This is a genomic window from Streptomyces sp. NBC_00873 (assembly GCF_045207415.1).
Taxonomy (GTDB): Bacteria; Actinomycetota; Actinomycetes; order Streptomycetales; family Streptomycetaceae; genus Streptomyces.
The window spans coordinates 7,157,467-7,183,693 of the sequence record NZ_CP108803.1 but is presented as its reverse complement, the minus strand read 5'-3'; the positions used below and the strand labels follow the sequence as shown (position 1 = coordinate 7,183,693).

Annotated in this window: 12 protein-coding genes and 3 pseudogenes; 7 read left to right on the top strand and 8 right to left on the bottom strand. The window is 68.6% G+C overall.

The features are described 5' to 3' along the window. Nucleotides 1–56: 56 nt before the first annotated feature. Together OH809_RS33120 and OH809_RS33115 are read right to left on the bottom strand one after the other, a co-directional pair. Entirely contained in the window at nucleotides 57–470 is a 414-nt protein-coding gene (locus OH809_RS33120) for a hypothetical protein (RefSeq protein ID WP_406418047.1), read from the bottom strand. Then, nucleotides 467–7,239: pseudogene (locus tag OH809_RS33115) on the bottom strand (polymorphic toxin-type HINT domain-containing protein). Before OH809_RS33115 ends, OH809_RS33120 begins: the two are co-directional and overlap by 4 nt. 281 nt (nucleotides 7,240–7,520) lie before the next feature. On the opposite strand from OH809_RS33115, the gene OH809_RS33110 reads away from it, so the two are divergent. Continuing rightward, a complete protein-coding gene (locus tag OH809_RS33110; protein ID WP_406418049.1) occupies nucleotides 7,521–10,985 on the top strand; it encodes a DNRLRE domain-containing protein in 3,465 nt (1,154 codons plus the stop codon). Between the two features lie 50 nt (nucleotides 10,986–11,035). Here the strand turns inward: OH809_RS33110 and OH809_RS33105 are convergent. The 3 genes and pseudogenes from OH809_RS33105 to OH809_RS33095 form a co-directional block, all read right to left on the bottom strand. After that, nucleotides 11,036–11,320 (bottom strand): annotated as a pseudogene (locus OH809_RS33105) (lipase); the annotation flags it as partial. Between the two features lie 45 nt (nucleotides 11,321–11,365). Next, complete coding sequence (locus OH809_RS33100; protein ID WP_406418051.1) at nucleotides 11,366–12,367, bottom strand: DNA polymerase thumb domain-containing protein; 1,002 nt, start codon at nucleotides 12,365–12,367, stop codon at nucleotides 11,366–11,368. Beyond that, entirely contained in the window at nucleotides 12,364–15,819 is a 3,456-nt protein-coding gene (locus tag OH809_RS33095) for a DNA polymerase III subunit alpha (protein WP_406418053.1), read from the bottom strand. The genes OH809_RS33100 and OH809_RS33095 overlap by 4 nt, the downstream gene beginning before the upstream one ends. 334 nt (nucleotides 15,820–16,153) lie before the next feature. Between OH809_RS33095 and OH809_RS33090 the strand changes: the two are divergent. Then, a pseudogene (locus OH809_RS33090) lies at nucleotides 16,154–16,652 on the top strand (hypothetical protein); the annotation flags it as partial. Between the two features lie 66 nt (nucleotides 16,653–16,718). Here OH809_RS33090 and OH809_RS33085 read toward each other — a convergent pair. Further along, a complete protein-coding gene (locus OH809_RS33085) occupies nucleotides 16,719–20,297 on the bottom strand; it encodes a HelD family protein (protein WP_406418055.1) in 3,579 nt (1,192 codons plus the stop codon). A gap of 422 nt (nucleotides 20,298–20,719) precedes the next feature. Here OH809_RS33085 and OH809_RS33080 point away from each other — a divergent pair, with 422 nt between their 5' ends. Both OH809_RS33080 and OH809_RS33075 read left to right on the top strand, forming a co-directional pair. Next, nucleotides 20,720–21,595 (top strand): septum formation family protein, encoded by an 876-nt coding sequence (locus OH809_RS33080; protein WP_406418057.1) that lies wholly within the window; start codon nucleotides 20,720–20,722, stop codon nucleotides 21,593–21,595. A 183-nt stretch (nucleotides 21,596–21,778) separates the two neighbouring features. Continuing rightward, nucleotides 21,779–22,000, top strand: a complete 222-nt coding sequence (locus tag OH809_RS33075) for a hypothetical protein (RefSeq protein WP_406418059.1) — start codon at nucleotides 21,779–21,781, stop codon at nucleotides 21,998–22,000. Here OH809_RS33075 and OH809_RS33070 read toward each other — a convergent pair. Beyond that, on the bottom strand, nucleotides 21,994–22,524 hold the full coding sequence (locus tag OH809_RS33070) for a DoxX family protein (RefSeq protein WP_406424835.1): 531 nt from the start codon (nucleotides 22,522–22,524) through the stop codon (nucleotides 21,994–21,996). The genes OH809_RS33075 and OH809_RS33070 overlap by 7 nt on opposite strands. Before the next feature lie 245 nt (nucleotides 22,525–22,769). On the opposite strand from OH809_RS33070, the gene OH809_RS33065 reads away from it, so the two are divergent. Next, nucleotides 22,770–23,420 carry an alpha/beta hydrolase gene (locus OH809_RS33065; protein ID WP_406418061.1) on the top strand — a complete coding sequence of 217 codons (651 nt, stop codon included), beginning with the start codon at nucleotides 22,770–22,772 and terminating at the stop codon, nucleotides 23,418–23,420. Between the two features lie 321 nt (nucleotides 23,421–23,741). Here the strand turns inward: OH809_RS33065 and OH809_RS33060 are convergent, their stop codons facing one another. Beyond that, a complete protein-coding gene (locus OH809_RS33060) occupies nucleotides 23,742–24,902 on the bottom strand; it encodes an alkaline phosphatase PhoX (RefSeq protein ID WP_406418063.1) in 1,161 nt (386 codons plus the stop codon). A 267-nt stretch (nucleotides 24,903–25,169) separates the two neighbouring features. Here OH809_RS33060 and OH809_RS33055 point away from each other — a divergent pair, with 267 nt between their 5' ends. Further along, entirely contained in the window at nucleotides 25,170–25,364 is a 195-nt protein-coding gene (locus tag OH809_RS33055) for a hypothetical protein (RefSeq protein WP_406425470.1), read from the top strand. 342 nt (nucleotides 25,365–25,706) lie between these two features. Next, nucleotides 25,707–26,219, top strand: coding sequence for a hypothetical protein (locus tag OH809_RS33050; protein WP_406418065.1), 513 nt, complete (start codon nucleotides 25,707–25,709; stop codon nucleotides 26,217–26,219). The last annotated feature ends 8 nt before the right edge of the window (nucleotides 26,220–26,227 follow it).

Sequence of the window (26,227 nt, the reverse complement as noted above, 5' to 3'; positions counted from 1 at the left end):
GCCCCGCCAGGACGCACCTGGCGGGGCTTCTATTTACTGACACGAACCTTCAAGGACTATTCGAGCAGTGCCACTTCAAGGCGATATTCCCGCCGCAGGTCCTCCACCAGCCGCCTCCGCGCAAATTTCACCACGCCGCGCGCCCACCAGGATTCCTCAGAGATCCTTGGGAACGCATCTGGCATCAGGAGTGCGCGGAATCTTGAGTCTACCGCTTCCACTTCTGCGCGAAGTAGCGCAAGCTCGGGAAAGCGTTGCAGTTCCGCAGCATCAAGAGCTCGCGCCAGCGAATCCCTCGACGTCAGATCATTGAAGTAGTCTTCGGCGTCATCCCGATAGCCCTGTTCGCAACTTTCGACGAAAGCACGCCAGCGAGACAGGAGTGCCTCCGGTTCGACGTCACGCCACCGACCAGACTCTCTGACGAAGTTGGAGAACGCGTCACGGAAGTCCCCAGTGTTTTGAGTCATCGGGCCGCCTCTCTCTGGAAGTATGCGAGCGGATCATCTGGCCGGAAATAGGTCGAAATGGTGTTCCCGTCTCTCATTCCAATTCTCCCTTGGGAGTCCATTCGAATGATGACACCGTCACTTCTGACAGCTTCACGTGCAGCAGCGGGACAGCTACCGGGACACATCAGCGCCTGCGCGTCCGCGACGTATCTTTCAAAGCCATCATCCGTGTCGTATTCCGGCATATCAGGCCTACGGGTCGGATTCCCGGAATCATCGAGCCCCAAGACATGCTTGTCATATTTCTCGTCCGCAACCCCAATCTTGAAGTCACAGTTGCTGTTGTGAACGAGGACCGGCGTCTCACCCGCCAGCACATAGTACGTGTGCAGGTCGTCGACGGTGAGGTTCTGCATATCGGCTGAGCCGGGAACCACCTTGACCGCGACGACGACGGCATGCTCATCGTTCGCCGTGTTGAGCGTGTGGCCTGGGGTGAGCTTGCCGGCGTCTATCCAGGTGCGGGTGGTGTCGTCCCAGAAGGGGTGCCGGGACGTGGTGTGGAGTTCGTAGGTCTTGCCCTGTCCATTGCGGATCTTGAGGTCTACGAGATCGTAGTCGTGGTGGACAAGTTTGGCCGTGACCGTGCGGGGACCGCGATGCTTTCCGGTGCGAGGGTCTCCCGCTTCGACCTTGTCACCGGGCTTCACCTTTCCGATCGCCTTGCTCTTCCCGTGTTCCAGCAAGACGGGGGTATCGGCGCTGAAACTGCATGGCCCGCCTGCGGCACCTCTCAACTTTCCAGGCGCGAGCGCCTTCAGGCCGAGCGTCTTGGAGAGGCCCACTTCCAGAGCTACGGTGTCCAGCACTTGGCCTGCGTAGATGCCTAGCCAGCTCTTTTCATGGTCGCAGGAAACACCCTCGACACCACACATGATGTGTGCGACACCGAAGGAGATTCCGCCTGCAGGGTTCGGGAAGCACCCTAGGCCGTAGTCCAAGCAGTCCTGGTTCGGATCCCAGTGCTTGAGGAGATTCGGCCCCTCCCGCTTAATTACAGCGTTCCATGCCTTGTGGAACATCTTGTAATTCTTGAACGTGATGTTGGTGACATTCATCCGAATCGCGATCGGACCGTCGTAGTAGTTGTTGGTTTGACTCTTCTGCGTGTTCTTCTTGGCGTTCGAATTTCCGGTGGCAGGATTGCTGTCGAATCCTCTTTGGTTGTCGCCTTCGAAGAGTTTCAGCCCGGTGGGGTCACTCTTGCTGATGGGGCTGTTGTTGCTGTAGGCGTACCCGTTCATCTGGAGCGGGTCGGCTATGTCGATAACGGGGTCGGCGGACAGGAACCGGCCGGCAGCCTGGTCGTATTCGCGGGCGCCGATGTGGGTCAGGCCTGTGGCGGAGTCGTCGATGCCGACGCCAAGGTAGCTGCGCTTGTTGGGCCATGTGGAGGGCTTGGGGCCGCGTGCCTCTCCGTACGGCTTGAAGGCGCGGCGGGTGACCGTTTGAGTGCCGCCGAGTTCGACCGTGGTGTTGGCGGTGCCGAGGTGGTCGGAGATGAGGACGTTGAGTTTGTGGCCGGTGGTCGCGCCGTTGGTGGTGGTACGGACGACGGTGGGGGCGCCGGCGTGCCCGTAGGCACGGGAGGCCTTGGTGATCTTGCCGGCGGCATCGGTGGTGAGTTCGGTCTCGCCCAGGTAGAGAGTGGAACCTGAGGGCGAGTTCTCCAGGATGCGGTTGCCCTCGGCATCGTAGATGTAACTCGTCTTGACGCCGTTGGTGGTGACCGTGTCGAGCTTGTTCTCCGCGGTCCAGCCAAGGGCCTGGGTGGTGGAGGGCAGCGTGCGGGTTTCCGTATTGCCTGTGGGGTCGCTGGTGTAGGTACTGCCCTGGCCGGAGGGGGCGGAGGTAATCGAGGAGAGGGTATGCGGCTGTGTGGTGGGCCCCGTGCTGCCGTAGCCGTACTTGAAGGTGACGTTCTTTGTGGCGTCGGCCGTGTTGTGCTCGGTGAGGCTGGCGCGGTTGCCGATCCAGTCGAAGGTGAAGGCCTGGCGGTAGGCGGTGGTGCCGGTGGAGACCGTGCCGGTGGCGGGGGCGGCGGCGTTGAGGGAGTTGGTCAGTGCCGTGTCGGGACTGGTGGTGTCGCTGGCCGCGTTGGGGGCGTTGGCGACGGGGCCGCTGGAGGGCAGGCCGTCGGTGCGGTGCCCCCAGTTGGTGCCTCCGGATGAGCGGCATCCGGTGCCGGAGCCGTCGGGGGTGATGTTGGACGTCCAGGCGTGGACCAGTTCACCGAGCGCGTCGTAGGTGTAGCACTGGTTGTCCCAGGTCGAGCCGGTGAAATCCGTGAGTTTGCGGGCGTTGGAGGTGATGGTGCCCGAGGCGTCGTAGGAGTAGTAACTGTCGGCGATTCGGTGGGTGTTGGCGGTTTCGCGATCGGTGACCGTGCGCTGGAGACGGCCGGTGTGCTGGTCGACGAAGTTGGTCGTCCACACGCGGTAGGGCTGTGGGCCGCTGACTGTGCGCAGTACCTCCCCGTACGGGGAGTAGGTCACGTCCGAGGTGTACCAGTCGAGGCCGGAGGTGGACTCGGGCATGCCCTCGGCGTCGTAGCGGGTGATGACCTTCTCGGCGGCCAGGCCCCCCTTGGCCGGCAAGGTGACCGACGGGGGCTTGCCGGTGGGCGTGTAGGCGTACAGGTACCGGTAGGTGCCCGACAGGCCGGCGGTCACCGTGTTGGAGGGGATGACGGTTTCGCGGCCGGTGACCCGGTAGTCGGTGTCGTAGCTGGTGACGCGGTTGATGTACTCGCCGCCGGCGGTGTGCCGGATGGAGGAAGCTGGTTGGCCGACCGCGCCGATCAGTGTGTCGTAGGTGAACTCGCTGACCGGAGGAGCGGTGGCCGAGCCCTCGCGGACAGCGGTGATGCGGTCGAGTTCGTCGTAGGTGGTGTAGGTGGTCTTGCCGCGCGCGTCGGTGGTGCTGATCTTGCGGTCGGCGTCGTCGTAGGTGAGGGAGGATTCGCCGGTGTCCGGGTCGGTGGACTTCTTCAGGCGTCCGCGGGTGTCGTAGGTGTAGGACCAGGTGTTGCCGGCCGGGTCGGTGACCTGGGTGCGGTCACCGCGGGCGTCGAAGGAGTAGCTGGTGGTTCGCCACTCGCTGGTGCCGGCGGTGTAGTGCTGGATCGAAGTGACCCGGCCCAAGGCGTCGGTGAAGGTCTTCGTGGACGGGGCGGTGGAGCCGGCGGGGTTGGTGAAGACGGACGTCTTGCCGTACGAGATGTACGAGGCGTACTGGTAGTCCTTGCCGTAGTAGACGGACGAGCGTACGACACGCTCCAGGCCGTCGTAGCGGGTCCTGGTCTTGCTCGGGACCAGGGATTCGGACGTGCGGGCGAACAGCTCGGTGGTCGGGGAGCCCTTGGCAAGGTAGCCGCCGGTCTTCTCTCGGAGCAGGCCGTGATCGCTGTACTTGGTGTCGACGATGACCCGGCCCGCACCGTGGGCTTCCGACTGGGTCTGCACCTCACGCATCAGGCCGTCGTAGATCGTCACCTGGCGGCTGTAGGTGTCGTCGTCTTTCAGGGCCTTGACGGTGACGGAGGCGGGGGTGGTGTCCTCGTCCGTTGCCAGTGCCGTCTGGTAGCTGATCTCGACGTCGGGGCTCTTGCCGCCAAAGGAGCGGGAGGGTGACCAGCCCTTGACCAGGCGGCCGAGCGCGTCGTATTCGCTGAGGGTGACGCGGCCGTTGGTGTCGGTGACCGTCAGCGGCAGTGCGCGGCCCGGGTCGTAGGTCGTGGTGGAGGTGTGCCCCTTGGGGTTGATGGTGGTGACAGATGTGACCGGTCCGCCGGTGTCGCCGGGGGTGTATACGGTTTCGCTGGTTCCGGTCTTCGGGGCGGTGACTTTCCGGACCCGGCCCAGGGGGTCGTAGGTCGTCGTGGTCACCACGGAGTGGGATGTGCCCGTGCCGTTGATCTCCGCTACCGAGGTCGGGAGGCCCGTGGTCGGGGGAACTCGCCAGGCCTGCCCGTCGTACGACGTCTGAACTGAGCTCAGGAGCTGGGTTGCAGGGTCCGCGGTCGCGTAGCCGGAGCAGGGCGTTGCGGTGGAGCGGGCTTCCTCGGGCTTGCCGATGATCCAGGCGGTGGTGTTGTGGACGTAGCTCGTCCGCATGCAGACCTGGTTGCTGAGGGTCTCGCCGCCGGTGCCGTTCGGCTTGACGACCGACATCTGCAGCTGGGTGGGCAGTCCGTAGGTGTCATCGACGGTCGTCTCGGTCCGGACTGTCTGCCAGCTGGTGTCGAGGGTCTGGATGGCGTCGGTACGGTCGACCCAGGTGCGGTGGGCGAGGAGCGGGTCGAGGTCAGTGCCGTCTTCAGCCTCGCGGGCGCGGGAGGCGGTCTGCTTGGACTGGGGGAAGGTCAGGGCCCGCTTGAGCAGGTCGCCACCGGTGTGTTCGTAGGTGAGGACCTCGGCGGTCATGCCGGCGTACTGCTCGGCGTCGTCGGCAACCAGCTCCACCGCGCCCTCGGAGTCCTTGAGCGGGCCGCCGGTGCCCTGGAAGTAGCGGGTGACGCCATAGGACTGCGACGGGATCTCACCATTCTGGGAGGTGGTCTCGCTCCCCTTGGTGGTGGCGACCTGACGGTAGCCGCGCCACTTGCTGTAGGTGCGCAAGGAGGGACGGGTGAATTCGTCGTCGTTCTTGGACCAGGCCGGGGAGGAGTACTCGTAGGAGGTGACGATGGGCCTGCCGTGCGTGGTGACCTTGTCGGTTTCGGTGACCGAAGCGACAACGTACTTGTTGAACCATGCCTTGGCCGGCGCCTTCTCCGCCCCGTCCGGGGACCAGCGCACCGGATAGCAGGTGCCGTTGCTCTTGCCCTTGTCGGTGGCGGGTTCGGAGCGGCAGCCGCCGGTGTACTCGACCTCGATGTCGCCGCCGTTCTCGGTGGCCACTGTGCCGATGCGCGGACGGGTGAAGCCCGGTCGCTTGTCGCTGGAGCTTGAGGGAACGAGATTGGGGAGCTGACGGTCCTTCAGGCGTGCTCTCAGCGGAGAGGACGCACCAACCGTGTACTTGGCGAAGCTGACGCCGTCCTTGGACTGGGGAGTGCCGGTGGTGTCGCCTGGGCCGAAGCCGGTGCGGGTGATCGAGTTCAGCCACAGGCCAGGCGATGTGTCGTACCAGTCCTTGGGAAAGGACTGGTGGAGCGTGTGTATGTGTCTACCTTCCGGAGCGTGCTCGATCCCGGGCGCTGGGCGTAGGTGGTGACCGCGGACAGGCGCAGCCGGGTCCAGAAGGAGGGAAAGGCGGGACAGAACTTGGAAGTGGCCTTGCAGTTGAGGTTGCCGGGGCTGTCCCACCAGGGGCGATACGCGCCCGGGTCGTCGGTCTTGTCGAAGTTGGTGCCGTCGCAGACGGTGGCGGAGTCCAGGCATCGCTGAGCAGCCATCAGGTCGACCTTCGCGGACGGCTTGGTGAGGTCCGCGGACGGCTTGGTGAGGTCCGCGGACTGCATTCCGTACTCGATGAGGTCCGGGTAGGCGGCGCGGTCGTACGCCTCGGGCGTCGTGAACTTCTTCCGAACGGCGTAGTAGTTGGTGGACTGGTGCCAGTCAATCACCATGGCGTTGCCGTGGACGTCGACGACCTTGTCCATGCCCCAGCTCCACGCCTGCTGCTTGCCCGCCCCGCACCGGGAGTCCGCGAAGGTGTCGGTGTGGCACGGCTCGCCGGGGTGGTTGCCGAACACAGGCACGGTGGAGACCGAGTCGGTGGCGGCGTGGCCACCGCCTACTGCGTCCAGGCCGTAGTAGTACGTGGTGCCGTCCCTGGTGGTGACGACCCAGTACTCACCGTCGTTGTCGGCGTTGGTGGCGCCGGTCTTCAGCTCCACCCGGGTGCCGTCGTCGTTCTGCGGGCGGTAGACGTCGGTGTTGCCGACGCGGACCAGTTCGGTGGTCCGGCCGTTGAGCGACATCACGGCGTTGTACGACACCCAGCACAGGTCGGAAGTCTTGTCCTTCGCGGCGGTGTTGTTCGGGGTCCCGGCTTGGAGGGTCTTGGTGTCGTCCTTGCAGGGACGGTAGCGGCGCTCGATGTGGCCCGGGTCGTAGTCCCAACCCTCACCGATCCAGGATGCCTGCGGGGAGGAAACAGCTGTCTTGCCGTCCACCGTCTGCGAGTTGTACTCGAAGGCGACGTTGGGGGACGGCCCGGCAGGGGCCGGCGGGATGGCCAGCGGGTAGGACCAGGTAAAGGCGCCGGAGGAACCGCCGGCCGCCCACGAGCCGCTGGAGACCAGCGGGGTCGCCTTGAACGAGCCGCCCTTGCCGGCGCCCGAGTCGGTGAGACCGAGAACCGCCCTGTCGCCACCGGCCACAGCAGCAACCTGCCTGCGGTAGCCGGCCTGTATGACGCCCGTACCGCCGGTCCGGGCCGCGGAGGAAGCAGAGGCAGGTGTGATGGTGCCGTCTGCAGCGGTGTCAACGGTCGCGGTGACCGTCTCGGTGTCGGTGTTGTTGACGGTTTCGAGTTCCTCGTAGGTCTGGCACGCCTCGTCGTCCGGGGTATCCCAGTAGCACTCGGGAAACTGGACAAAACGCAGCCTGGAGGCCCAGTCGGCACCGTAGAGGTTTTTGAACTCTTCGTAGTCGAACTGCACCGTCACCGGCACGGAGCCGGTTGACGGCGCCTCCACGGCGAGCACCGCGCCGTCAATACCCTGCGTCTTGGGGTCCGTCCGGCCGGCGACGCTGACCTGCCAGGTCCCGGTCGGCATGGCCTCGCCGGTCGCCTGTCCGAGGCTCACGGGCAGGTGTTCAACCGGGGAGGTGGCCGTCTGCACCGCATCGGTCGTGCTGACCGTGCGCGCGGAGGCGGGGGTTGTGGTCGAGCCGAAGGTGACGGTACCGGTGCCGGCGAGTGGCGCGTTGGTGGTGCCCGCCGGGGCCTGCTGCAGATCAGCGGGCGTCTCGGTCTTCAGGCTCTCGAGGCTTGTGTTCACGGTCTCGCCCGGCACGGGCTGATCCTGGTCGAGGGTGGGGGAAAGGGACCTCGCCCATGTCGCAACGCCGATACCGCCTGCCCGGCCGGCGTGCCATCGCCATAGCCTGTGCGGCCGCCATCGCCGCGACCGGGCTGACCTATGCCGGACTTGAGTACGCGGATTCCGGGTCGGAGGCCAATTCATCTGCCCACTCGGCTACTTCCGAGGTGAGCGAGGCCGACGCCATCACCCGCGCGGCAAAGAGCGGCAAACGCGTGGAGGCCACCGCACTGCGCACGCCCTACTCGAGCACCTGGGCGCGCCCCGACGGCCGGATGTCCCGCGAGATCCACGTCTCGCCTGTCCGCGCCAAGGTCGGCGGAGAGTGGAAGCCGATCGACCGCTCCCTGCACCGCACCAGCCGGGGCTGGGAGCCGAAGGCCACCAACACCCTCTTGGTCTTCTCCCCCGGCACACAGGCCGGCAAGCAGAGCAAGGAGCGTGCATCGCGCACGACAGTGCGCCGCATCTCGCTGCTCAAGACCGCGGTGGCCGAGGCGGATCCGACCGCGAGCCCGTTGGTTACGCTGCACTCCGACGGGCACGACATCCAGCTCACCTGGCCCGGCCCTATCCCAGAGCCGATCATCGACACCAACCGGGCGCTGTACCCCGAGATCATCCCAGGCGCAGACCTGGTGCTCACCGCGGACGACGACGGGTTCGCCCAGCTGCTTGTGGTGAAGAACCCCGCCGCCGCGGCCGATCCCCGGGTCACCCAGCTCTCCTACGGCCTGACGTCCCCCACCCTTACCTTCCGGCTGGATCCGCGATCCGACATCGTCAGCGCCGAGAACTCCGACAGCGACGAAGTGGCGCTCTCGCCCTCACCGCTGATGTGGGACAGCGCCGGGGCCGTCGCCGTCACCGACGGCGAGGTCGGCGCCACCGCCCAACCCACCGCACCCGAAGTCCTGCCCTCCGAGACCGCATCCGCTTCCGAGACACCCTCGCCCTCGGCAAGCACCGACGACGCGTCCGAGACCGACGAGCAGACCGACCCGTACGCCGAGGCGCTGCCCTCGGCGAGCGACGAACCGGCTCCCTCTGTCTCGGAGTCGCCGCTGCCCTCGGCTCCTGGCGAGCCGACACCGGCCCCCTCGCAGTCCGGCTCGGCGGCCACCCTGTCGCTTCCTGGACTTGACGGGCCGTCTCCCGACTCCCACGGCGCGCTGGTCGCCGCCGACCTGTCCGGCGCGAACTGGGTCCTCACCCCGGATGCCGATCTCCTGGCCGACCCGTCCACGGTCTTCCCGGTGTTCATCGACCCGTCGGTCAAGAAGCACACCCAGAACTGGACCACTGCCTACAACCGTCACCCCGACGCCACCTTCTACAACGGCAAGGGCTTCAACAAGAACGGCACCCACGAGGCGCGGGTCGGCTTCGAGTCCGACACCTGGGGCACCTCACGCTCGTTCTTCAACATCGACTTCGACAAGACCCTCCAGGGCGCCGTCATCTCCCGTGCCAAGCTGCGGGTCCTGGAAACCTACTCCTGGTCATGCGACGACCGTGCCATGAGCGTGCACCTCACCGGTGCGATCACCTCCAAGACCAACTGGAAGAACGCGCCCAAGCTCCACGACGGCAACAAGATCGCTACGAGGAGCTTCGCTCACGGCTACAAGTCCGGCTGCCGCGACGCCTACGAGACCTTCGACGTGAAGAAAGCCGCGCAGAAGGCCGCCGACAAGGGCCTGGGCACCATCACCTTCGGCATGCGTGCGGTCAACGAGACGTCGCAGTACTCCTGGAAGAAGTTCATGGCCAACGGCGAGAACGCCCCCGTTCTCGAGCTGGTCTACAACCGACGTCCGGATGCGCCCACCTCTCTCGACCTGGGCCCGGACGCCAAGTGCACCACCACCGAGCCGTACGTCCGGATGGGCGCGGGTGAGATCACCTTCACCGCCTCGGCCAAGGACAAGGACAAGAACCTCGACTACATCGACTTCGACCTCTGGCCGCTCGGCAAGTGGTCCACCACCGGCGATCTGCTGAAGTCCACCGGCAAGAGGTCGGTCGGCGCAGACACCGACTCGGCCCGTCGCACGACGCCCGGTTTCTCCACCAACTCGCTCGTCAACGGCACGGTGTACTCCTGGCGCGCCAGGTCCATCGCCGACGCGGGCGCGACCTCCAGCTACTCGCCCAAGAACACGCCCTGCCGGTTCATCTTCGACACGGCAGCGCCCAAGCCGCCCAAGGCCGACTCCACCGACTTCCCCAACGCCGACGGCAACGAGAACGGCTTCAGCTCCGATCCTGAAGACGCCACTTGGAGCACCAAGAAGTTCAGCACCCCCGGCTCCTTCACCGTGCGTGCCCTGAGCACCGACGTCGTGCGCTACGAGTACGGCTTCAACTCCGCCAGCTATCCCTTCTCCCTTCCCCGCACCGCGGGCACGTCGACCAGCACCAGCGCGACGATCACCAACGCCAAGCCGCCCACCGCGGGCCCCAACGTGCTCTACGTGAGGACCGTCGACGGTGCAGGCAACGTCTCCGATCCGACCAAGTACTTCTTCTACGTCACCCCGCGCGACCAGGCCGACACCCCCGGAGACTTCACCGGCGACCAGCTCCCTGACCTGCTGACCGTCACCGAGAACGGCTACCTTCGCCTCTACCCCTCACAGGCAACCAACGACCTCACCAGAGGCAGCGGCGACCTGGACTACTCCATGTCCGGCGCGTACCGCGACAACCCCAGCAAGGATCCCAACGGCGACGACCTGCCCTCCTACATCGCCGCCCGCTCCGGCCACTTCGACGGCGCGCTGATCACCCACAACGGAGACATCTACGGAGGCGACGGCATCCAGGACCTCGTCGCCCGCGTCGACGACAAACTGTGGGTATACCCGGGCGATGGCTATGGCGCCGTCAACGTCGACACGCGACGCGAGATCCTGCTGCCGGCCGACGCACCCGCCCCCGCCGCCCTCACCCAACTCGTCTCCGCCGGCGACGCCACCGGAGACGGCAGGGCCGACTTCTTCGCCACCATCGGCGACGAGCTGTGGGTCTTCACCGGCTACCACGGTGCCACCATCGACCAGGCGACTCGCCTCGCATCCTCGGGCTGGGACATTCGCGACATCGTCACGGCCCAGGACATCACCGGCGACGGCGTCACCGACCTCGTCTTCCGCAGCGACGGCACCTCCAAGCTGTACCTTCGCGTCGGCATCGCAGCCGCAGGCGGCAGCGTCGACCTGAACTCGCTCGCGTACGAGGCCAACTCCGAGGGCGGAGCCGACGTCGGATACGGCTCCGCCGGCTGGTCCAGCACGAGCATCCCCCTGCTGATCGGCACCCCGGATGCCAACGGAGACTCGATCCCGGACATCTGGGCCGTACGGTCCGACGGCTCCGTACGCTTCTACGCAGGCGGCAGAACCGTACTTTCAGGATCCGGCACCGAAATCATCGGCCAGACCAGCTGGTGGAAAACACGCCAGGCCATCGGCTGACACGGCGTGTAGAGCAACCGGCCCCGGCAGCCACTTCGGCTGTCGGGGCCGGGCCCGTCCAGGAACTGCGTGCGGTACGGGGTCACGACCTCGTCGTACCTGGTCGCGATGACCGTGTACCGCACGCCGGGCACGGTGTCGCCGCCCGCGTTGAGCTTGGCGATGAACGGGGATCCGGCGACCTGGTCGGCGAGGCCGGGCGTGTTGGCGTTCAACAGGTCCTCGGCGCCGGGGAAGTACGGCAGCAGCTTCGTCAGCCCGAGGAGGGTGGTGCCGTGATTGTCGGGGGCGAGCCCGATCATGGCGTTCACCTTCGTGGCGCCGCCGAGGAACTTCCGGTGATCCTCACCGGGCCGTGATCGCCATACCGCGAGATCGGCTCATCGCCGAGCTCCGAGTCGCTCGCCGGCCAGAGCGGCGGGACGTACGACCCCAGGTCCGAAGCGCCGCCTGGCCCGGTCCGCGGCGGCTTCGGCGGCACGGGCACGGTCATCGCCGGGGTCCAGGGAGAGTTGGCGGTGAGCCCCGTCGGCCGGCAGCAGGTCGTCGGCGCGGATCACGAATGCACGAACTCTTGCGCGCTGCAGCCCGAGAGCGGTCAGCAGGCCCAGCGCAGCCGTGACGAGGGCGGGCGAGTGGTCGGTGGGTTCCGCCAGCGTGCACGTACGCGTGGTGGAGCTGCGGTCGGCGTACCGCACCGTGAGCGTGAGGCGGCCGGTGACCTGGCTTTCACCGCGCAGGCGTTGGCCGATTTGGTCGGCGAGTCCCAGGACGGCGCGGTGATGCCGCACCGGGTCGAGACAGTCCTGGTCGAGCACGAGATCGGCCATCAGATGTGCCGCCGGTTCCAGCGGAACGACCGGGCGGGGATCATGGCCGCGGGCCCGCTCGGTCAGCAGCCGGGCCTGGCCGACGCCGAGAATGCGTTGCAGGGTCGCCGGGGGTACGTCGGCGAGCTGGCCGATGGTGTGCAGGCCGTATCGGCCGAGCGTGGCCGCGGTGGCGCGGCCGATTCCGGGCAGCGCGGTGACCGGTCGGGGGCGCAGCCAGGCGGCGGCCTGTTCGGCGGGAACCCAGGTGGTGTGTCCCGGCGCGGACGCGTCGGCCGCCATGGTGGCCAGCATGCGGTTGCCGGCGAGCCCTGCACTGCTCTCGATGCCGTACAAGGCCAACAGCCTGAGTTTCGCCAGCTGAACCACGTCGTACGGGGTGAGGTCGAAGTACCTGAGCGCGGACGTCAGGTCGAGCTGGACAGCATCGGGCGACACCGCCTGCACATGGGGGGTGATGCCGGTCAGCAGGTCGATCGCGTCCGCGTACCGTCCTTCGTACGGCAGGGCGTGCAGGTGCAGGTGGGCGATGTGCCGTCGGCGCGTGGTCAACCTGCGCTCCCTGGGCTGGTGTGGCCGAGCTTCTTCAGATCGGCTGAACGGCTACCGGCGGGCTGCAGGTCGGCGTAGGGATGCAGTTGAGCGCCTGTCGTGCCGTTGAGCAGGGTGCGCCGCGGCTGCGCGGGGGTCGGTTGCGGATGGCTGACTCCGAGCAGGGAGAGAGCCGCTTCGGGGCCGTGATCGCGCCGGGCGACGGCGATCCGTTCCAGGTCCCAGGCCATGGTGCCGACGACGGTGCGGCGGGTGCCGCGCACCTGGACCGTGCCGCGGACCAGCAGCAGCCCGCTGTGGAAGACCGTGTACGCGCAGGCGGGGTGGGAGTCCTCGAAGAAGGCCAGGTCGACCAGGCCGGAGCCGTCCTCCAGGGTGACGAAGATGATGCGCTTGCCGCTGGCGATCGGCGGGGTCTGCGTCGAGGCCCGTACCCCGGCGACGAGAACCTGCTGACCGGGGCGCATGCCGGCCAGGTGGGCCGCGTCGGTCGCGCCGATCTCCCGCAGCAGCCGGTGGTGGTGCTCCATCAGGTGCTTGGAGACGTCGATGCCGAGCGTGTTCAGCTCCGCGTTGAGAGCTTCGCGTCCGGTCATCTCCGGCAGACCGCTCGGCTCCGCTCCGCCGACCGCCTCCACGTCGATGGGCAACTGGCCCTTGCTCGCGGACCGGGCGCGGGACTGCCGGTGGAGTTCGGCGATCTGCAGCAACAGATCCCGCCGCGTGAAGCGCCCGTCGTGCAGGGAGTTCAGGGCGCCGATCTCCGCGAGGCGTTCGGCGACCGGCCGGCTGGGCCGGGCCCGCTGCCAGAAGTCCGACAGCGATCCGTACGGCTGGGCCTCCTCGATCCGCGCGCATTCCTCCTCGCTGATACCGCGCACCGCGGACAGCGCGAGCCGCACGCCCCACTGCTCCCCGTCGGCCCGCTCCACGGTGTGCTTCGTCCTGGAGTGGTTGACGTCGACAGGCAGGACCGGGACGCCGCGTCGGCGGGCGTCGGCGACGATGACGCGCTTGGGCCACATACCGGGGTCGTGTTCGAGGAGGCCGGCCAGCAGGAAAGCCGGGTAGTGCGCCTTGAGCCAGGCGCTCTGCAGAGCCGGTACGGCGAAGGCGACCGCGTGCGCCCGGCAGAAGCCGTAGGCACCGAAGGCCTCGACGGTCTTCCACACCTGGTCCCGGACCGCAGGGCTGTAACCGCGGGCGGCCGCCCGGCGGTGGAACCAGTCCTTGATCCTGGGCAGTCGGTGCTTGTCGCCGAGTGCCCGCCGGGCGACCTCGGCCAGAGCGCGATCGCAGCCGGTCAGCACCGACAGCGTCTCGATGATCTGCTCGTGCCAGATGGTCACGCCGTAGGTGTCGGCGAGCACGGGTTCGAGGTCCGGGTGGGCGTAGGCCGGTGTACCGCCATGACGTGCGGCGATGTACCGCTCGGGCATCCCCCCGGCAACCGGTCCGGGGCGGAAGAGACTGATGTCGGCGATGACGTCCTGCGGGTCACGGGGCTGCAGGCGCGAGAGAAGGTCCTGCTGGCCGGGCGATTCGAGCTGGAACAGCCCTATGGTCTGGCTCTCCTGAATGAGTTTGAACGCGAAGACGTCGTCGAGCGGCACCTGCCGTGGATCGTCCAGATCGATACGGTTGCCGGTCGCCCGTTCGATATCGGCGACGGCGTGGGCCATCGCGGACTGCATCCGCACACCCAGAACGTCCAGTTTGATGTTGCCCAGCGCCTCGATCTCCTCCTTGGCCGCCATCGCCATCGGATAATTGCCCTGGGGGGTGGGCTGCACGGGCAGCCGGTCCAGGAGCGTCGCGTCGCTGATGATCACTCCGCAGGGGTGCATGGCCATGCCGTGAACCAGGGAGTCGAGGCCTTCGGCGAGCTCCCACAACGGCCCGTACCGCTTCGCTTCGGCCGCCAGTTGACGCAGTTCGGGCAGTTCGGCGAGTGCGCTGGTGATGTCCGACGCCCGCAGGTGCGGGAAGCTCTTGGCGATCCGGTCGACGTCCGCCGGTGCGATCCCCAGCGCGAGGCCGGTGTCCCTCAGCGCCCGGCGGGCCCGGTAGGTCTCGGGCATCGCGGTGACCGCCACTCGCTCGGTGCCGAACCGGGCGAAGATCGCGTCGTAGCATTCCAGCCTTCTGGCGGACTCCACGTCGATGTCGATGTCGGGCAGCGACGCCCGTCGCACGCTCAGGAAGCGTTCGAACAGCAGGCGGTGATCGAGCGGGTTGGCCGTGGCGATGCCCAGCGCGTGGCAGACCATCGAACCGGCGCCCGAGCCGCGGGCCGCGACCCGAATGCCCAGCTCCCGGATGTCGGCCACGACCTGGCCGACGGCGAGGAAGTACGAGTCGTAGTTCAGCTCGGAGATCACGCCGAGCTCTTCGTCCAGCCGGTCGAGCGCCGCCCGGTCACGGTCCAGGCCGCGCCGGACCATTCCGGCCTCGCACTGGCGACGCAGAAACTGTGCCGCGCCGCCCGTTCCCGGCTCGACTCCGAGCACAGCCGGTTCCGGGAAGTGCGGTGTGCCCAGCCCCAGGTCCGCCTTGGGATCGACGGAGCACTCGGCCGCCGTGACGGCGGTGTCCGCCAGCAAACGGTCTGCCCGCCGGGCGTCCGCTCCGGCACACTCGGCAATCAACTGCGCGATGCGCGCCATCGCTCCTTCGTCCTTGAGCCAGCGCTGCCCGCTGTCCAGGCGGCGCCGGTCGATGGGGCGCAGCAGCCGCGCGGCATCAAGGACGTCGGCGAGCCGGTGCTGATCCGGATCGGCATAGCGGACGGCGTTGGAGAGCACGACGGTGGTGTCGGTACGGTCTCCCAGCCCCAGGGTGCGGGCGGCCAGCCGCAGCGATCCCGGGCCCGTACCGGACCGCCTGTGCAGGACAGCCTCCAGCCGTACACCGCTGCCGAAGATCTCCCGCCACGGCGCCAGCAGCTTCGCCGCGACGTCCTCCCGGCCTGCCGTCAGTGCCCGTACCGGCTCCGAGAGCGGTCCGAGCAGCACGATCAGACCGGGACCGCCGTACTTGCGCAGCGCTTCCCACGGCACCGCCACCGGGGCCGCGCCGCCTGCCGTGCCCGCGTGCGCGGCCGACGTGATGCGGCACAGCCGTGCCCATCCCGTCCGGTTCTGCGCGAGCAGCACCACTCGCAGGGGCGGCTCGACGACGTGGGCACCACCGCGCGCCGGGGTGCGGCGGCGCTGCACCGGAGGAGGGGGTGCGATGGCCTCCACGGCCAGATCGATGCCGAAGATCGGCCGGATCCCGGCTCCGGCGCAGGCCTTCGCAAACCGTACGGCGCCGGTGACCGTGTCCCGGTCGGTGAGCGCGAGCGCCGTCGTGCCGCGCTCGGCCGCCCGCCGGACGAGGTGTTCGGGATGGGCGGCACCGTAGCGGGCGGAGTATCCGGACGCGACGTGCAGATGGGCGTAACCCGCCATGCCGCACCTCCATCACATCACCCCATTTGAGCCTTTCACCCGATATGTCTATCGTACGCTCGTTCGATTACTCTAACCCCCATCAGCCTCGAACAATGGCGTGATTCGAACGCGTGACCTATTTCGTGGCATTCCACACAGCGGTTCACCACGGCTCCGCCGGGACTCACCGTCACCACGAGGGAACTCTTCGCACGCAAGGGGCCGGCAGGAAAACCAGCAGCGTGCTGCGCAGCGATGCGCGCCGGGCACGGGTCATCCGGCGAGCGAGCCGGTCAGCCGTCCGGCCCCGCCCCACCTGCGCAGACAGGGGACACCCCGGACCATGGGGGGCATGACTTTCGCCGACGAGGTGACGAAGGCCGTCACTCCACGGGCCGCACTGCTTGTCATCGGTGTGCTCGCGCTGCAGCTGCCGTTCATCGCGCCCTACATCGGGGCGCTGCACGCCCCGAAGCCGACAGACGTCCCCTTCGGGGTGGTCGCACCCGGCGTCATGGCGCTGTACTCGATCGCGGGCGGGATCGGCGGCGCGATCATCGTCGGACCGATCCTCGGCGCGCGCCCGCCCGCCCGGGAGCATATGGGCCCTGTCCGGGCTGGGCACCCTGGTCGTCTTCGCGGTCGGCATGATCACACTCGCCCTGCAGGCGCTCACCGGCATCGTCGGCATCGGCCTGGCCGTCCTGATCATCGTGATCGCGGGCTACCCGAGCGCGGGCGGCGCCTTCCCGCTGCCGATGCTGCCGGACTTCTGGCAGGCGATCGGCCCCGCGCTGCCACCGGGTGCGGGGACCTGGGTGGCGCGCTCGATCGCGTACTTCAAGGGCAACGTTGATCGCTGCGGTACCAGCCGGGCTTCTTCATCCCCATCTCGCCGCCCCGGTTGAGCGCCTGCCTCACTCCCCGGCCAGTTCCTCCGTCCGGGCCGGCACACCTTCGGCCAGGGCGATTTCGACGTCCTCTCCCTCCCAGCCCTGCTGGGTGCGCCACAGGACCTGGATGCCGAAGACGTCGTGGACGGTGGCCGCCGACCAGTCCTCGGCCGGGGGGCCGGCCAGAACGAGGCAGAGGCGGTCGGCAGGCTTGGGCAGCGTGTGGTTGATCTCGATGAGGCGGACCGCTCCCGCGCGGAGGTCGGCGTACGTGGCGAGACCGGCACCGAGCACTTCGTACAGCAGGTGGCCGTCCTCGGTCACGCACTCGACGTCGGCGACCGAGGAGTCGGACTTCGGCTGCCGGTCGGCTCGCAGCAGAGCCGCCATCAGTTCGAAGCGCACCGCCTCATGGGTCTTGCAGGTGCGGTCAGTTGCCGCCGAGGCCTCCAGGATGTGGCGAAGTCCGGTGCTCGGAGTTGCCTGTTCCGATGGGGCGGAGGCGACTGCGGTGGCGGTCATGGGGGCGTTTTCCTTCGGCTCGGACGACGCGGGGGTCTCGGTCGGATCGGACGGCTCGAGGTTGGCGACCGGCTCAAATGGCGCTGATCGCGGCGCGGAAACGGGATGTTCCGGCTTGCCCTTCGTCACCGGGCCGGCCGCGGCACCGATGCGCCGCTCGATGGTCCGCCGCGCTTCGGCCAGGCCCTCGGCCCAGCCACTGAGCTCCAGCTCGGTACGGAACCGGTCCAGGTCCGGCGTCCCGGAAGCCGCCGCCCGGTTGGCGTTGGCCGCCAGATCCCGTAGCAGGTTCAGCCGGGCCCTGTCCGGGGATCCGAGTACGCGCCAGACATCCAGCCAGTCGTGCTGGTCCAGGCGCAGGCAGCGGTTGGCCATGCCCTTGAGCTCCGAGAGCCGGGCGCGGGCGTCGTCCGGGACGTTTCCGCCGGCCAGTTCCTCGACAACGCCGAGTGCATCGGCGTAACGCGCGGCCATGGTGGGCGAGATGGGCCGACGGCCGCGTTCGTCGACCGTCACGAAGCTGACGCTGGAGGCGTGGCGGAGCACCCAGGCGTCCAGCTCCGTCCCTGCGGCGGGGGGTGTGGAGCCGTGGCGCACGGCCATGAGCAGCGGGCGGTCCGTGGCGGGTGAGACGGCCTCGACCTTGTAGTTGCCGCCGGTGGTGTGGCCGATCACCCGGACCCGGATGTCGGTGCCGATCTCCGGAATGTCTCCCTCCGCCGCCGGTGCGGCGTCGGTGTCGGTGCTGATGCCGGGGGCGGCACCGATTCCGCGGAGCGGCTGTTCCGTAGTGCCGGCGGTGTCCGTCAGTGCCTCCGGGAGCGGCGCGGTGTGCAGGACGGTCAGGCTCTGGGTGCTGCGGGTCAGCGCGATGTAGAGCTGGCGCAGGCCGGACGGGCCGCGGTCGGCGATGGTGGCGGGTTCGACGACGAGGACGTGGTCGTACTCCATGCCCTTGGCCTGCGCGGCGGCCAGGACGGACACCGCCTGGCGTTCCTGTTCCGTGATGCCGTCGGCCTCGTCCATGTGGCGGCCGATCTCGTCGAGCCAGCCGGAGTCGTCGGGAACGATGACGGCCACGGAACGCAGAGTGCGCCCGTCGCTGGTGCCGACGAGGCGGACGGCTTGGGCGACGGTGTCGCCGAGCAGCTTCCACGGCTCGGTCGCGATCGCCCGTACGGCATCCGTGCCGGCCTCGCGCACGGCCCGCGGGTAGGGCAGCGAGGGGGCGACCGTACGGGCCAGGGGGGCGACGAACTCCATGATCTCGGCGGGTACGCGGTAGCTGGTGGTCAGCTCTTCGACGCGCCAGTCGCCGTGGTCGGACAGGAGCGTGCCCAGGCGGTCCCACTCGGTGTACGGATACGGGCCGGTGGCCTGGGCGAGGTCGCCGAGGACGGTCATCGAGCCGCCCCTCGCGACGCGGCGGCGCAGGGCGCGGGCCTGCATGGGAGTCAGGTCCTGGGCCTCGTCGACGACGATGTGACCGTAGCGCCGCGGCGTCTCGCCCGTGATGAGGTACCGGAGTTCTTCCAGGCAGACACGGTCGTCCAAGGTCCAAGGGTCGTCCTCGGCCTTGTCGGCCCGAGGACGGGGCAGGGCGGCCTGCTCCTCCTCGTCGAGGATGCCGTCGGCGCAGGCGCGCAGGAGGTCGGGCGAGTCGTAGAGGCTGCGCAGGGCCTCCCGGGCGCCCGGCGAGGGCCAGGCACGGTCGAGGAGGCGCTCCACCTGACGGTTGCGTTCCAGGCTGCGGCGGATCGTACCGTCCGCGCCGCGACGCGGGGCCAGGGCGGCGAGTTCCCGCAGGAGCCGGTCGACGAGCAGGCTGCGGAAGCGGTCGCGGCGCTCGCGGTGGGCGCCATCGCCGCCGCGCGCCTCGTCAAAAAGGGCGCGGACTTCCGAGCGGGGGATGCGCAGGGTCGTGCTGCCGGCGGTGACGGTGAACGCCGGCTCGTCGCCCTCGAAGGAGGGTGCGGTGAGGAGACCGTCGAGGGCCTCGGGACGGCACTCGTGCTCGACGCGGCGCCGCAGGACGGCCGCCATGCGCTCGTCGGACTTCACCAGCCGCGCCCGCGGCGTGTCGGTGCCGAGAACCTCGCCGTCCCACAGGCGGGAGAGCTGGACGGCGTTGACCTCGCGGGTACCGAGGGTGGGCAGGACCTGGCCGACGTAGTCGAGGAACCGCTGGTGCGGGCCGATGACGAGGATGTCCTGGGCCTTGAAATGGTCGTTGTTGACGAGCCAGGTCACGCGGTGCAGACCGACGGCGGACTTGCCCGTGCCCGGGCCGCCCTGCACGACGAGGATGTCGGACGGGGAACCAGTGACAAGGTCCATCTGGTCGCGGCGGATGGTCTCGACGATGTCCCGCATGCGGCCGCTGCGCGAACGCTGGAGCTCACGGAGCAGGAAGTCGTCCGGTTGCAGGGGCTTGCGGCGCTGGAACCGGGCTACGTCGGCGGGCGTGTGGGCCGACGTACGTTTTCCGCGCTCGCCGGCTTCCGGCTGCTTCGCGGCTCGGGGCGGTGCTTCCGCCCCGGCCTCATCGGCGGTGGCGGGCTCCGCCGTGATCGCGTCGTCCCCGGCGGGCCGCGGTTCCGGGACGGCTTCCAGCACAGGGGCGACGGATACGGGAGTCGCCGAGGCGATGTCGTCGAAGTAGTCCTCGACGATCTGCTGCGCGCAGCGTAGTTGCCGCCGCAGGACGACGTCGCCCGGCGTGTGCGACTGCGCCTCGAACCACTTCGTGGCCAGCGGGCTGGTCCACAGCACGACGACGGTGTCGCGGGTCCGGACATCGGATACGGCACGGCGGCCCACGTACCAGGGGCGGGGTTCCTCGCCCGGATCTTCCGGCGCGTCGACACGGGCGATCACCAGGGACTCCTCGCCCAGCCCCCCGTACGCCTCGGCCTTCTTCACGACGTCGAGCCGGTTGGCGATACCGTCCTTGCCACTGGCCGCGGCCTGGGCGGCCGACGTCCCGGTCATCTCGGCGAGGCGCGCGGTATAGCAGTCGTACGCCCGGTCGACGGCCTTCTGCTCCTCTGCAATGACCTGGTTACGAGCGATGGTGTTCATCTGCTGTCCCTCCCTGGCGCCGTCCGGCGAAACGCCGCACCGGGTATACGTCCGCGCCGCACTGAATGGCCATCAGGACCCGTTTCCTCACGGTGAGTCGGAGCCTTGCCCCCCGAGCCGAACTCCCGTCCCCTGTTGAACGTGGATCAGGTCACGCGTGGGACGGCCTTCTGCGCGGCGACAGTCACGAAGACGGCACCCTTCTGAAGCTGCCACCACCTCAAGCATGTCAGTCATTGACTGAGTTCACAAGCTCATCCGGCGCTTCTCGGCCACTCTTGAGCGCCGGACGGCAACTCGTCCGGATACCACCTGCACCACCACCGCCGGTGCACCAAAGCGCCTGCGCACAGCGCTGTCACTGACATGCCATACGATGCGCACACCTGTTCGCAACCCTTCCGTTTGAGGATTCCTACGTCATGTCTCTCGGTGTCACGTCCCGTTCCCTGCGCGGCATATCCGCTGTCGTAGCCCTGATCTCGGTCGGAGCGGTGGGATGCTCCGAAGCCCTCGACAGCGCAAAGACCGGCGCCAAGAAAGTGGTTCGCCAGCGATCGGTCTTCTCGCTCGCGACCGGCGACTGCTACAACCCGAACAACGGGGCGCCCAAGAGCGAGGAGTTCAGCGTCGAGGTCGTGCCGTGCGAGGAACCGCACAAGGGCCAGGTCGTCGGTGACTTCAAGATCGACGGGTCGGCGTACCCCGGCGAGGACAAAACCGCACAGATCGCCGACGAACGATGCCCGGCCGAGGGGCAGAAGTTCACCCCCGACGCCTGGGCCCTGCCCAAGGGCGTCGACGTCTACTACTACTCCCCCACCAAGGAGAGCTGGGCGACGGGCGATCGGGCCGTGAGCTGCACGTACACCAAGGACGCGGGCACGTTCTCCGGTTCGTTGAAGAGCAATCCCCTGAACGCCGACCAGCTCGCGTACCTGAAGGGTTCGAACGCCGTCTACGAGGCCCTGTGGACGAACCAGCCCGAAGCAGATCATGTCGAGGGTGACTTCGCCGGCTACAAAAAGCAGGCCAAAGCCGTTACCGCCGCGCTCGGCACCCACCTCACGGCCCTGAAGAGTATTCAGCAGCCGGAGACCGTCAAGCTCCGTGCACGGCTGAAGGAGACCGCCGACGCGTGGGAGAAGGCCGCCTCGGCCGGTGACACGGACGCCTTCTACCTCGCCTACGACCGGGCCTTCGACGGGATCGACCCGGGCAAGACGGTCGCCGCCCGCAAGGAGCTGAAGCTCGCCACCACCGTCCCGGCCGACGAAGCCGAGGTTTGGGCCGGCTGACCCCGTCGGGTCACGTCGACCGGCACCGGCTCCCCACGACGGGGCTCGACCTCGGCTGAAGCCCCATGACTCCTGGCCCTTCGGGCGGGCGGCCCTCGGAGGCCGCCCGCCCGAAGGTTTGTGCTCACCGCTGGGCAATGCCACCGGCCCGGACAGACTCATCTCCGGCCGGCCCGGACCACCGTGCGGCCGCCGTCGCACACGGCCCTTCGGCTCTTCCGGCGCGCGGCGGTGCTCAGGGGCGCCTTCGGCCGCGACGCCCAGGTAGGCATCATCGACCAGTTGTACGCGCCCGGCCGCGAGACGGAGGCCGAGGCACAGCTCCCCAGCATGCAGACCACGATCGCCGCCACCGGGGCATGGAGTGACGTGCGACGCGGAGGGATGGGAGCCCTGCCTCAGTGACGCAGCAGCAGCGTGACGCCGGCCACGACGGCACCGAGCACGATCGCGGCGACGCCGTAGGCGACCCGGTGCGAGCGCAGCCAGGGCAGCAGTCGGTCCACGGCGATCCGGCCGGGGCCGGTCAGGGCGAGCGTCACCGCGGTCAGGGCGATGAGGATTTCGTACTCGACGCCCTCCGGGGCGAAGAAGCCGCCGCCCCACTTGACGGAGATCGCGTTGACAAGCGTGCCCGCGACGGCCGCGGCGGCGAGCGGGGTGAGCAGACCGAGCGCGAGGCCGAGCCCGCCGAGGGTCTCGCTGAGCCCGGCCACGACGGCGAACGTGCTCGGTGAGGGGTAGCCGGTGGCCGCGAAGAACTGCCCGGTGCCGTCGATGCCGCCCCCACCGAACCAGCCGAACAGCTTCTGGGTGCCGTGCGCAGCCATGACCAGGCCGAGTGCGAGGCGCAGGACGAGCAGGCCGATGTCATAGGCGCGCGCGGGGGCGGCCAGCGCCTTCTCGGGCGCGGCGGCGGGGCGGGACAGGGTGGTAGCAGCAGTGATCAAGGGAGGGGCTCCTCGTGGGGCGGGTGGCAGGGGCCGCGCGACGCTGGGCGGCGCCACATGAACTTGAAACTTCAAAGTAACTCGCAATCCCCCTTGCTTCAACTTTCAAGCAATTCGTGTAAGGTCGACGGCGCGGCCGGCCGGACCGCGGCGACGCTTCGGCTCCCCTTGTGCACAGCGGTCGGCTGCCACCACGTCCCGTACGTGCACCAGGAGTTGCCGCTATGCCATACACCGTCGCCCCCACCGTCCGCTGGTCCGTCGAGCCCGCCTGCAGGCCCGGCACGCCGCTCGTCGTCGCCCTGCACGGGCGGGGGGCGGACGAGGCGTCGTTCGCGCAGCTCGCGCCGCATCTGCCGCAGGGCGCCACGGCTGCCTTCGTACGCGCCCCGCTGGCTGAGGGTGCTGGATACGCGTGGTTCGCCAACCGGGGCATCGGGCGCCCGTTGCCCGACTCCATCGCCGCGACCGCCGACTGGCTGTTCGGCTGGCTCGACGTCGAGGCCGCGGGGCACACCTCGGTCTCGCTTCTCGGCTTCTCGGGCGGCATGGCGATGGCGGGCGGTCTGCTGCTCGCCCGCCCGGAGCGATTCGCCGCCGCCGTGCTCCTGTCCGGCACGCTGCCGTGGGACGCGGGCCTGCCGGAGGAGCCGGGACGCCTGGCCGGGATGCCGGTCTTCTGGGGGCGGGATGACGCGGATCCGGTGATCCCGGCCGACCTTGTGGCCAGGACGGGTGAATGGCTGCGCGAGAAGTCGGGCGCCCGCCTTGCGGAACGCCGCTACCCGGGGCTCGGACACGGCATCGCGCTGCCGGAACTGGCGGATGCCTCGGACTTCTTGCAGGGCGCCTGGAGTGCCGCGGCCCAGCAGTGATGCCTGGCGAGCGCGCCACCGCCCCGGGGCCGCCCGCTCGACCGGAGCTCGGAGATCAGGTCGGCGACGAGTGTCGGCGCCGGCTCGTCGAGGCTGTCGCGGGGCAGCTTCCCGTCCTCATCGAATCAGACCGCAGTCCAGCAGCTCCTTCCGGGCCGCCACGAACTCGTCGGGCACCTCGTCCCCTGCCGCCGGCTCGGAGAGCGCGATCACACTGCGAGAGGCGGGCCCGGTAATCACCCTGCGGCACGGCAACGCCGTGCCGCAGGGTGACGCCGCTGGGCGCCGCCCTGTTGAGAGGCAGCGCCCAGCCAAAGGAGCCTACGCCCGGAAGGGACCGGTCACCTCGTACGTGATGCCGGCGGACGAGCTGCCGGTCGTACCGCGCTGGCTGGAGAAGTACAGCCGCTTGCCGTCGGGCGAGAAGGCCGGTCCGGTGATCTCGGAGGCGGACTGGCCGGTGATCCGCAGGAAGGGAGCCACCACGTCGTCGGGCGTGATGATGCAGATCTCCATGTTGCCGCCGTCCTCGGCGACGAACAGGTCACCGGAGGAGGAGCCGGTGACATTGTCGACACCGGTCAGCGGGGCACCGCCGCCCACCACCAGCGAGTCGTCGTAGGCGAGTTCATAGGTGTTCGTGGCCAGGTTGACCTGCCAGACGCGGTTGTCGCCCTTGGTGGTGAACCAGACGGTGTCGTTCGAGTAGTGGCAGCCCTCACCGCCGTTGAACCGCTTGGCGCCGGAGACCTGGTCACGGGTCACGGTCGGGGCGCCGTCCGGGTCCGGCACGGTCGCCCAGGTGAACGAGCCGGAGGTGGCGGTGCCGGCCTTCAGCACCTGGAGCGTGCCGGAGGACAGGTTGCCCCAGGTCGTCGGGATGAAGCGGTAAAGGCAGCCGTTGGTCTCGTCCTCGGTCAGGTAGATCACCTTGCGGACCGGGTCGGCCGCGGCCGCCTCGTGCTTGAACTTGCCCATCGCGTCCCGGCGGACGGCCGCGTTCACACCCCACGGGTCGGTCTCGTACACGTACCCGAGGCTGACCTCCTCGCAGGAGAGCCAGGTGTTCCACGGGGTGGCGCCACCCGCGCAGTTCTGCCGGGTGTTGGAGAGGATCCGGTACGCGCCGATGGTCGCGCCGGTCGAGGAGAACTTGACCGCGCTCGCGCCACCGGAGGGATTGATCTCCGAGTTGGAGACGTAGATCCAGCCGGTGCCGTCGGCGAAGCAGGCACCGCCGTCAGGGGCGTTGTGCCAGGTGTAGTTGGTGGAGCCGACCTTCTGGCCGGACCGGGCGATGACCCTGCTGGTGAACCCGGCAGGCAGCTGGATGCCGTTGGCGTCCGCGCCGCCCAGTGCCCCGTAGGGTCCGGAACCGGGCTGAGCCGGGGCCGCATAGGCGGCGCCGTGCATCAGGGTTCCGCCGAAGGCCATGGCCGAACCGCCGATGACCGCTCCACGAAGGAAATTCCGACGTTCCACTTGTCACTCCAGGGGGGAGGTGGTGACTTGCCCGCCACCGATCGGCGGCGGGTTCGCACGCTTCCGGAAGGTAGGAGTGACGAATTGACAGGGTGTGAACACCAAGGCACCCCGAGATGATGAGTGCATGCCACCCGTATCGCTGAAGCCGTATCCCAAGAACGGCCGTGAACCGACCCTCGACGACCTGCGCGAACTCGTCGCCCATGCCGAGCAGTTCCCCGGCACTCCGCCCCTGGTCGCCGAGACGCGGCCATGGGCCGACGCGTGCCCACCGCCCAGTTCGTCGAGGATGTCGGCGATCTTGTCGGTCATCCTGTGGACAGTCTCGACCTCGCCTTGGCCGATCCGTCCGGCGGGCTCGGTGATCCGCTCCCGGTCGCCCGCGTTCGCCACGCGCTCACGCTGCCGCTGGCCACCAGGACCCGCGAGGACATCAACGCGAGCGTTCAACAGGTCTGAGGGCACCTCAACCTCTTGATGGGCGAGGAGTTGGGCTACGACTCCGAGGCTGACGTGCACGCTATGTTCCGGCAGGCGTACAGCCTGCTCGATCTCGGCCGGCGCCTCGACGAAGAAACACCTGTCTTCGAAGCGTTTACGTACCTCGGTGAGACGGCGGGTTTGACCCAACGCTTCCTGGACTCGAGGTCGGGGCCATCCCCGGCGCGGCCCCGGCGATCTGTCCCGGCGGGCCGACGCAACCAGTCGCAGAGGTCGGCGCCGAGCCCTTCATCCGCCCCGGGTACTGTCCGCTTGTTCGAAACGAGCTCCGAGCCAGGGGCTGCACGCGGGAGGGGCGTCATGAGTGGTACGGAATCGGTCGACAGTACGTGGAAGCTGAGCGACGAGGAGGGCGGGGCGCTCGCGGGCCGGTGGTGGAAGTGGGCCCTGTCCGCCCCTGACGACCGCAGCCCGGTCAAGGACACAACCGGCGAGCACGCCGCCTGGAAGCAGCCGGACGACCTCTGGTTCCTGGCCGGCACCTATGGTGGCCACGTGGTGCGGCGCTGCGCGATCCCTTCGGACCGGCCGGTCTTCTTCCCGGTGCTCAATATGCAGCACACCAGGTCGTACTCGAGGGTCCCTCAGTCCATGACGGTGGCAGAGGCCACGGCATCGCTCAACGGCATTCCGTTGCCGCTGCAGGAGTTCTCCGCACCGTTCAGGACGGGGCCGACCCAGCGCTACGCATGGGGCATCTGGGTCGGCATCGCGTCGCTGCCTCCCGGTCAGTACGTACTGGAGATCAAGGCCAGGGCCACGAATGGTTTCTGGGTCGACACGACCTACCACCTGGAGTCGAAGGCCTCCTGATCCGGGCC

What these genes read in the sequence shown, in the direction of transcription:
- OH809_RS33050 (WP_406418065.1), top strand. Translation starts at nt 25,707, where the DNA reads ATGAGTGGTACGGAATCGGTCGACAGTACGTGGAAGCTGAGCGACGAG.
- OH809_RS33080 (WP_406418057.1), top strand. Translation starts at nt 20,720, where the DNA reads ATGTCTCTCGGTGTCACGTCCCGTTCCCTGCGCGGCATATCCGCTGTC.
- OH809_RS33095 (WP_406418053.1), bottom strand. Translation starts at nt 15,819, where the DNA reads ATGGCGGGTTACGCCCATCTGCACGTCGCGTCCGGATACTCCGCCCGC.
- OH809_RS33065 (WP_406418061.1), top strand. Translation starts at nt 22,770, where the DNA reads ATGCCATACACCGTCGCCCCCACCGTCCGCTGGTCCGTCGAGCCCGCC.
- OH809_RS33110 (WP_406418049.1), top strand. Translation starts at nt 7,521, where the DNA reads ATGTCGCAACGCCGATACCGCCTGCCCGGCCGGCGTGCCATCGCCATA.
- OH809_RS33085 (WP_406418055.1), bottom strand. Translation starts at nt 20,297, where the DNA reads ATGAACACCATCGCTCGTAACCAGGTCATTGCAGAGGAGCAGAAGGCC.
- OH809_RS33120 (WP_406418047.1), bottom strand. Translation starts at nt 470, where the DNA reads ATGACTCAAAACACTGGGGACTTCCGTGACGCGTTCTCCAACTTCGTC.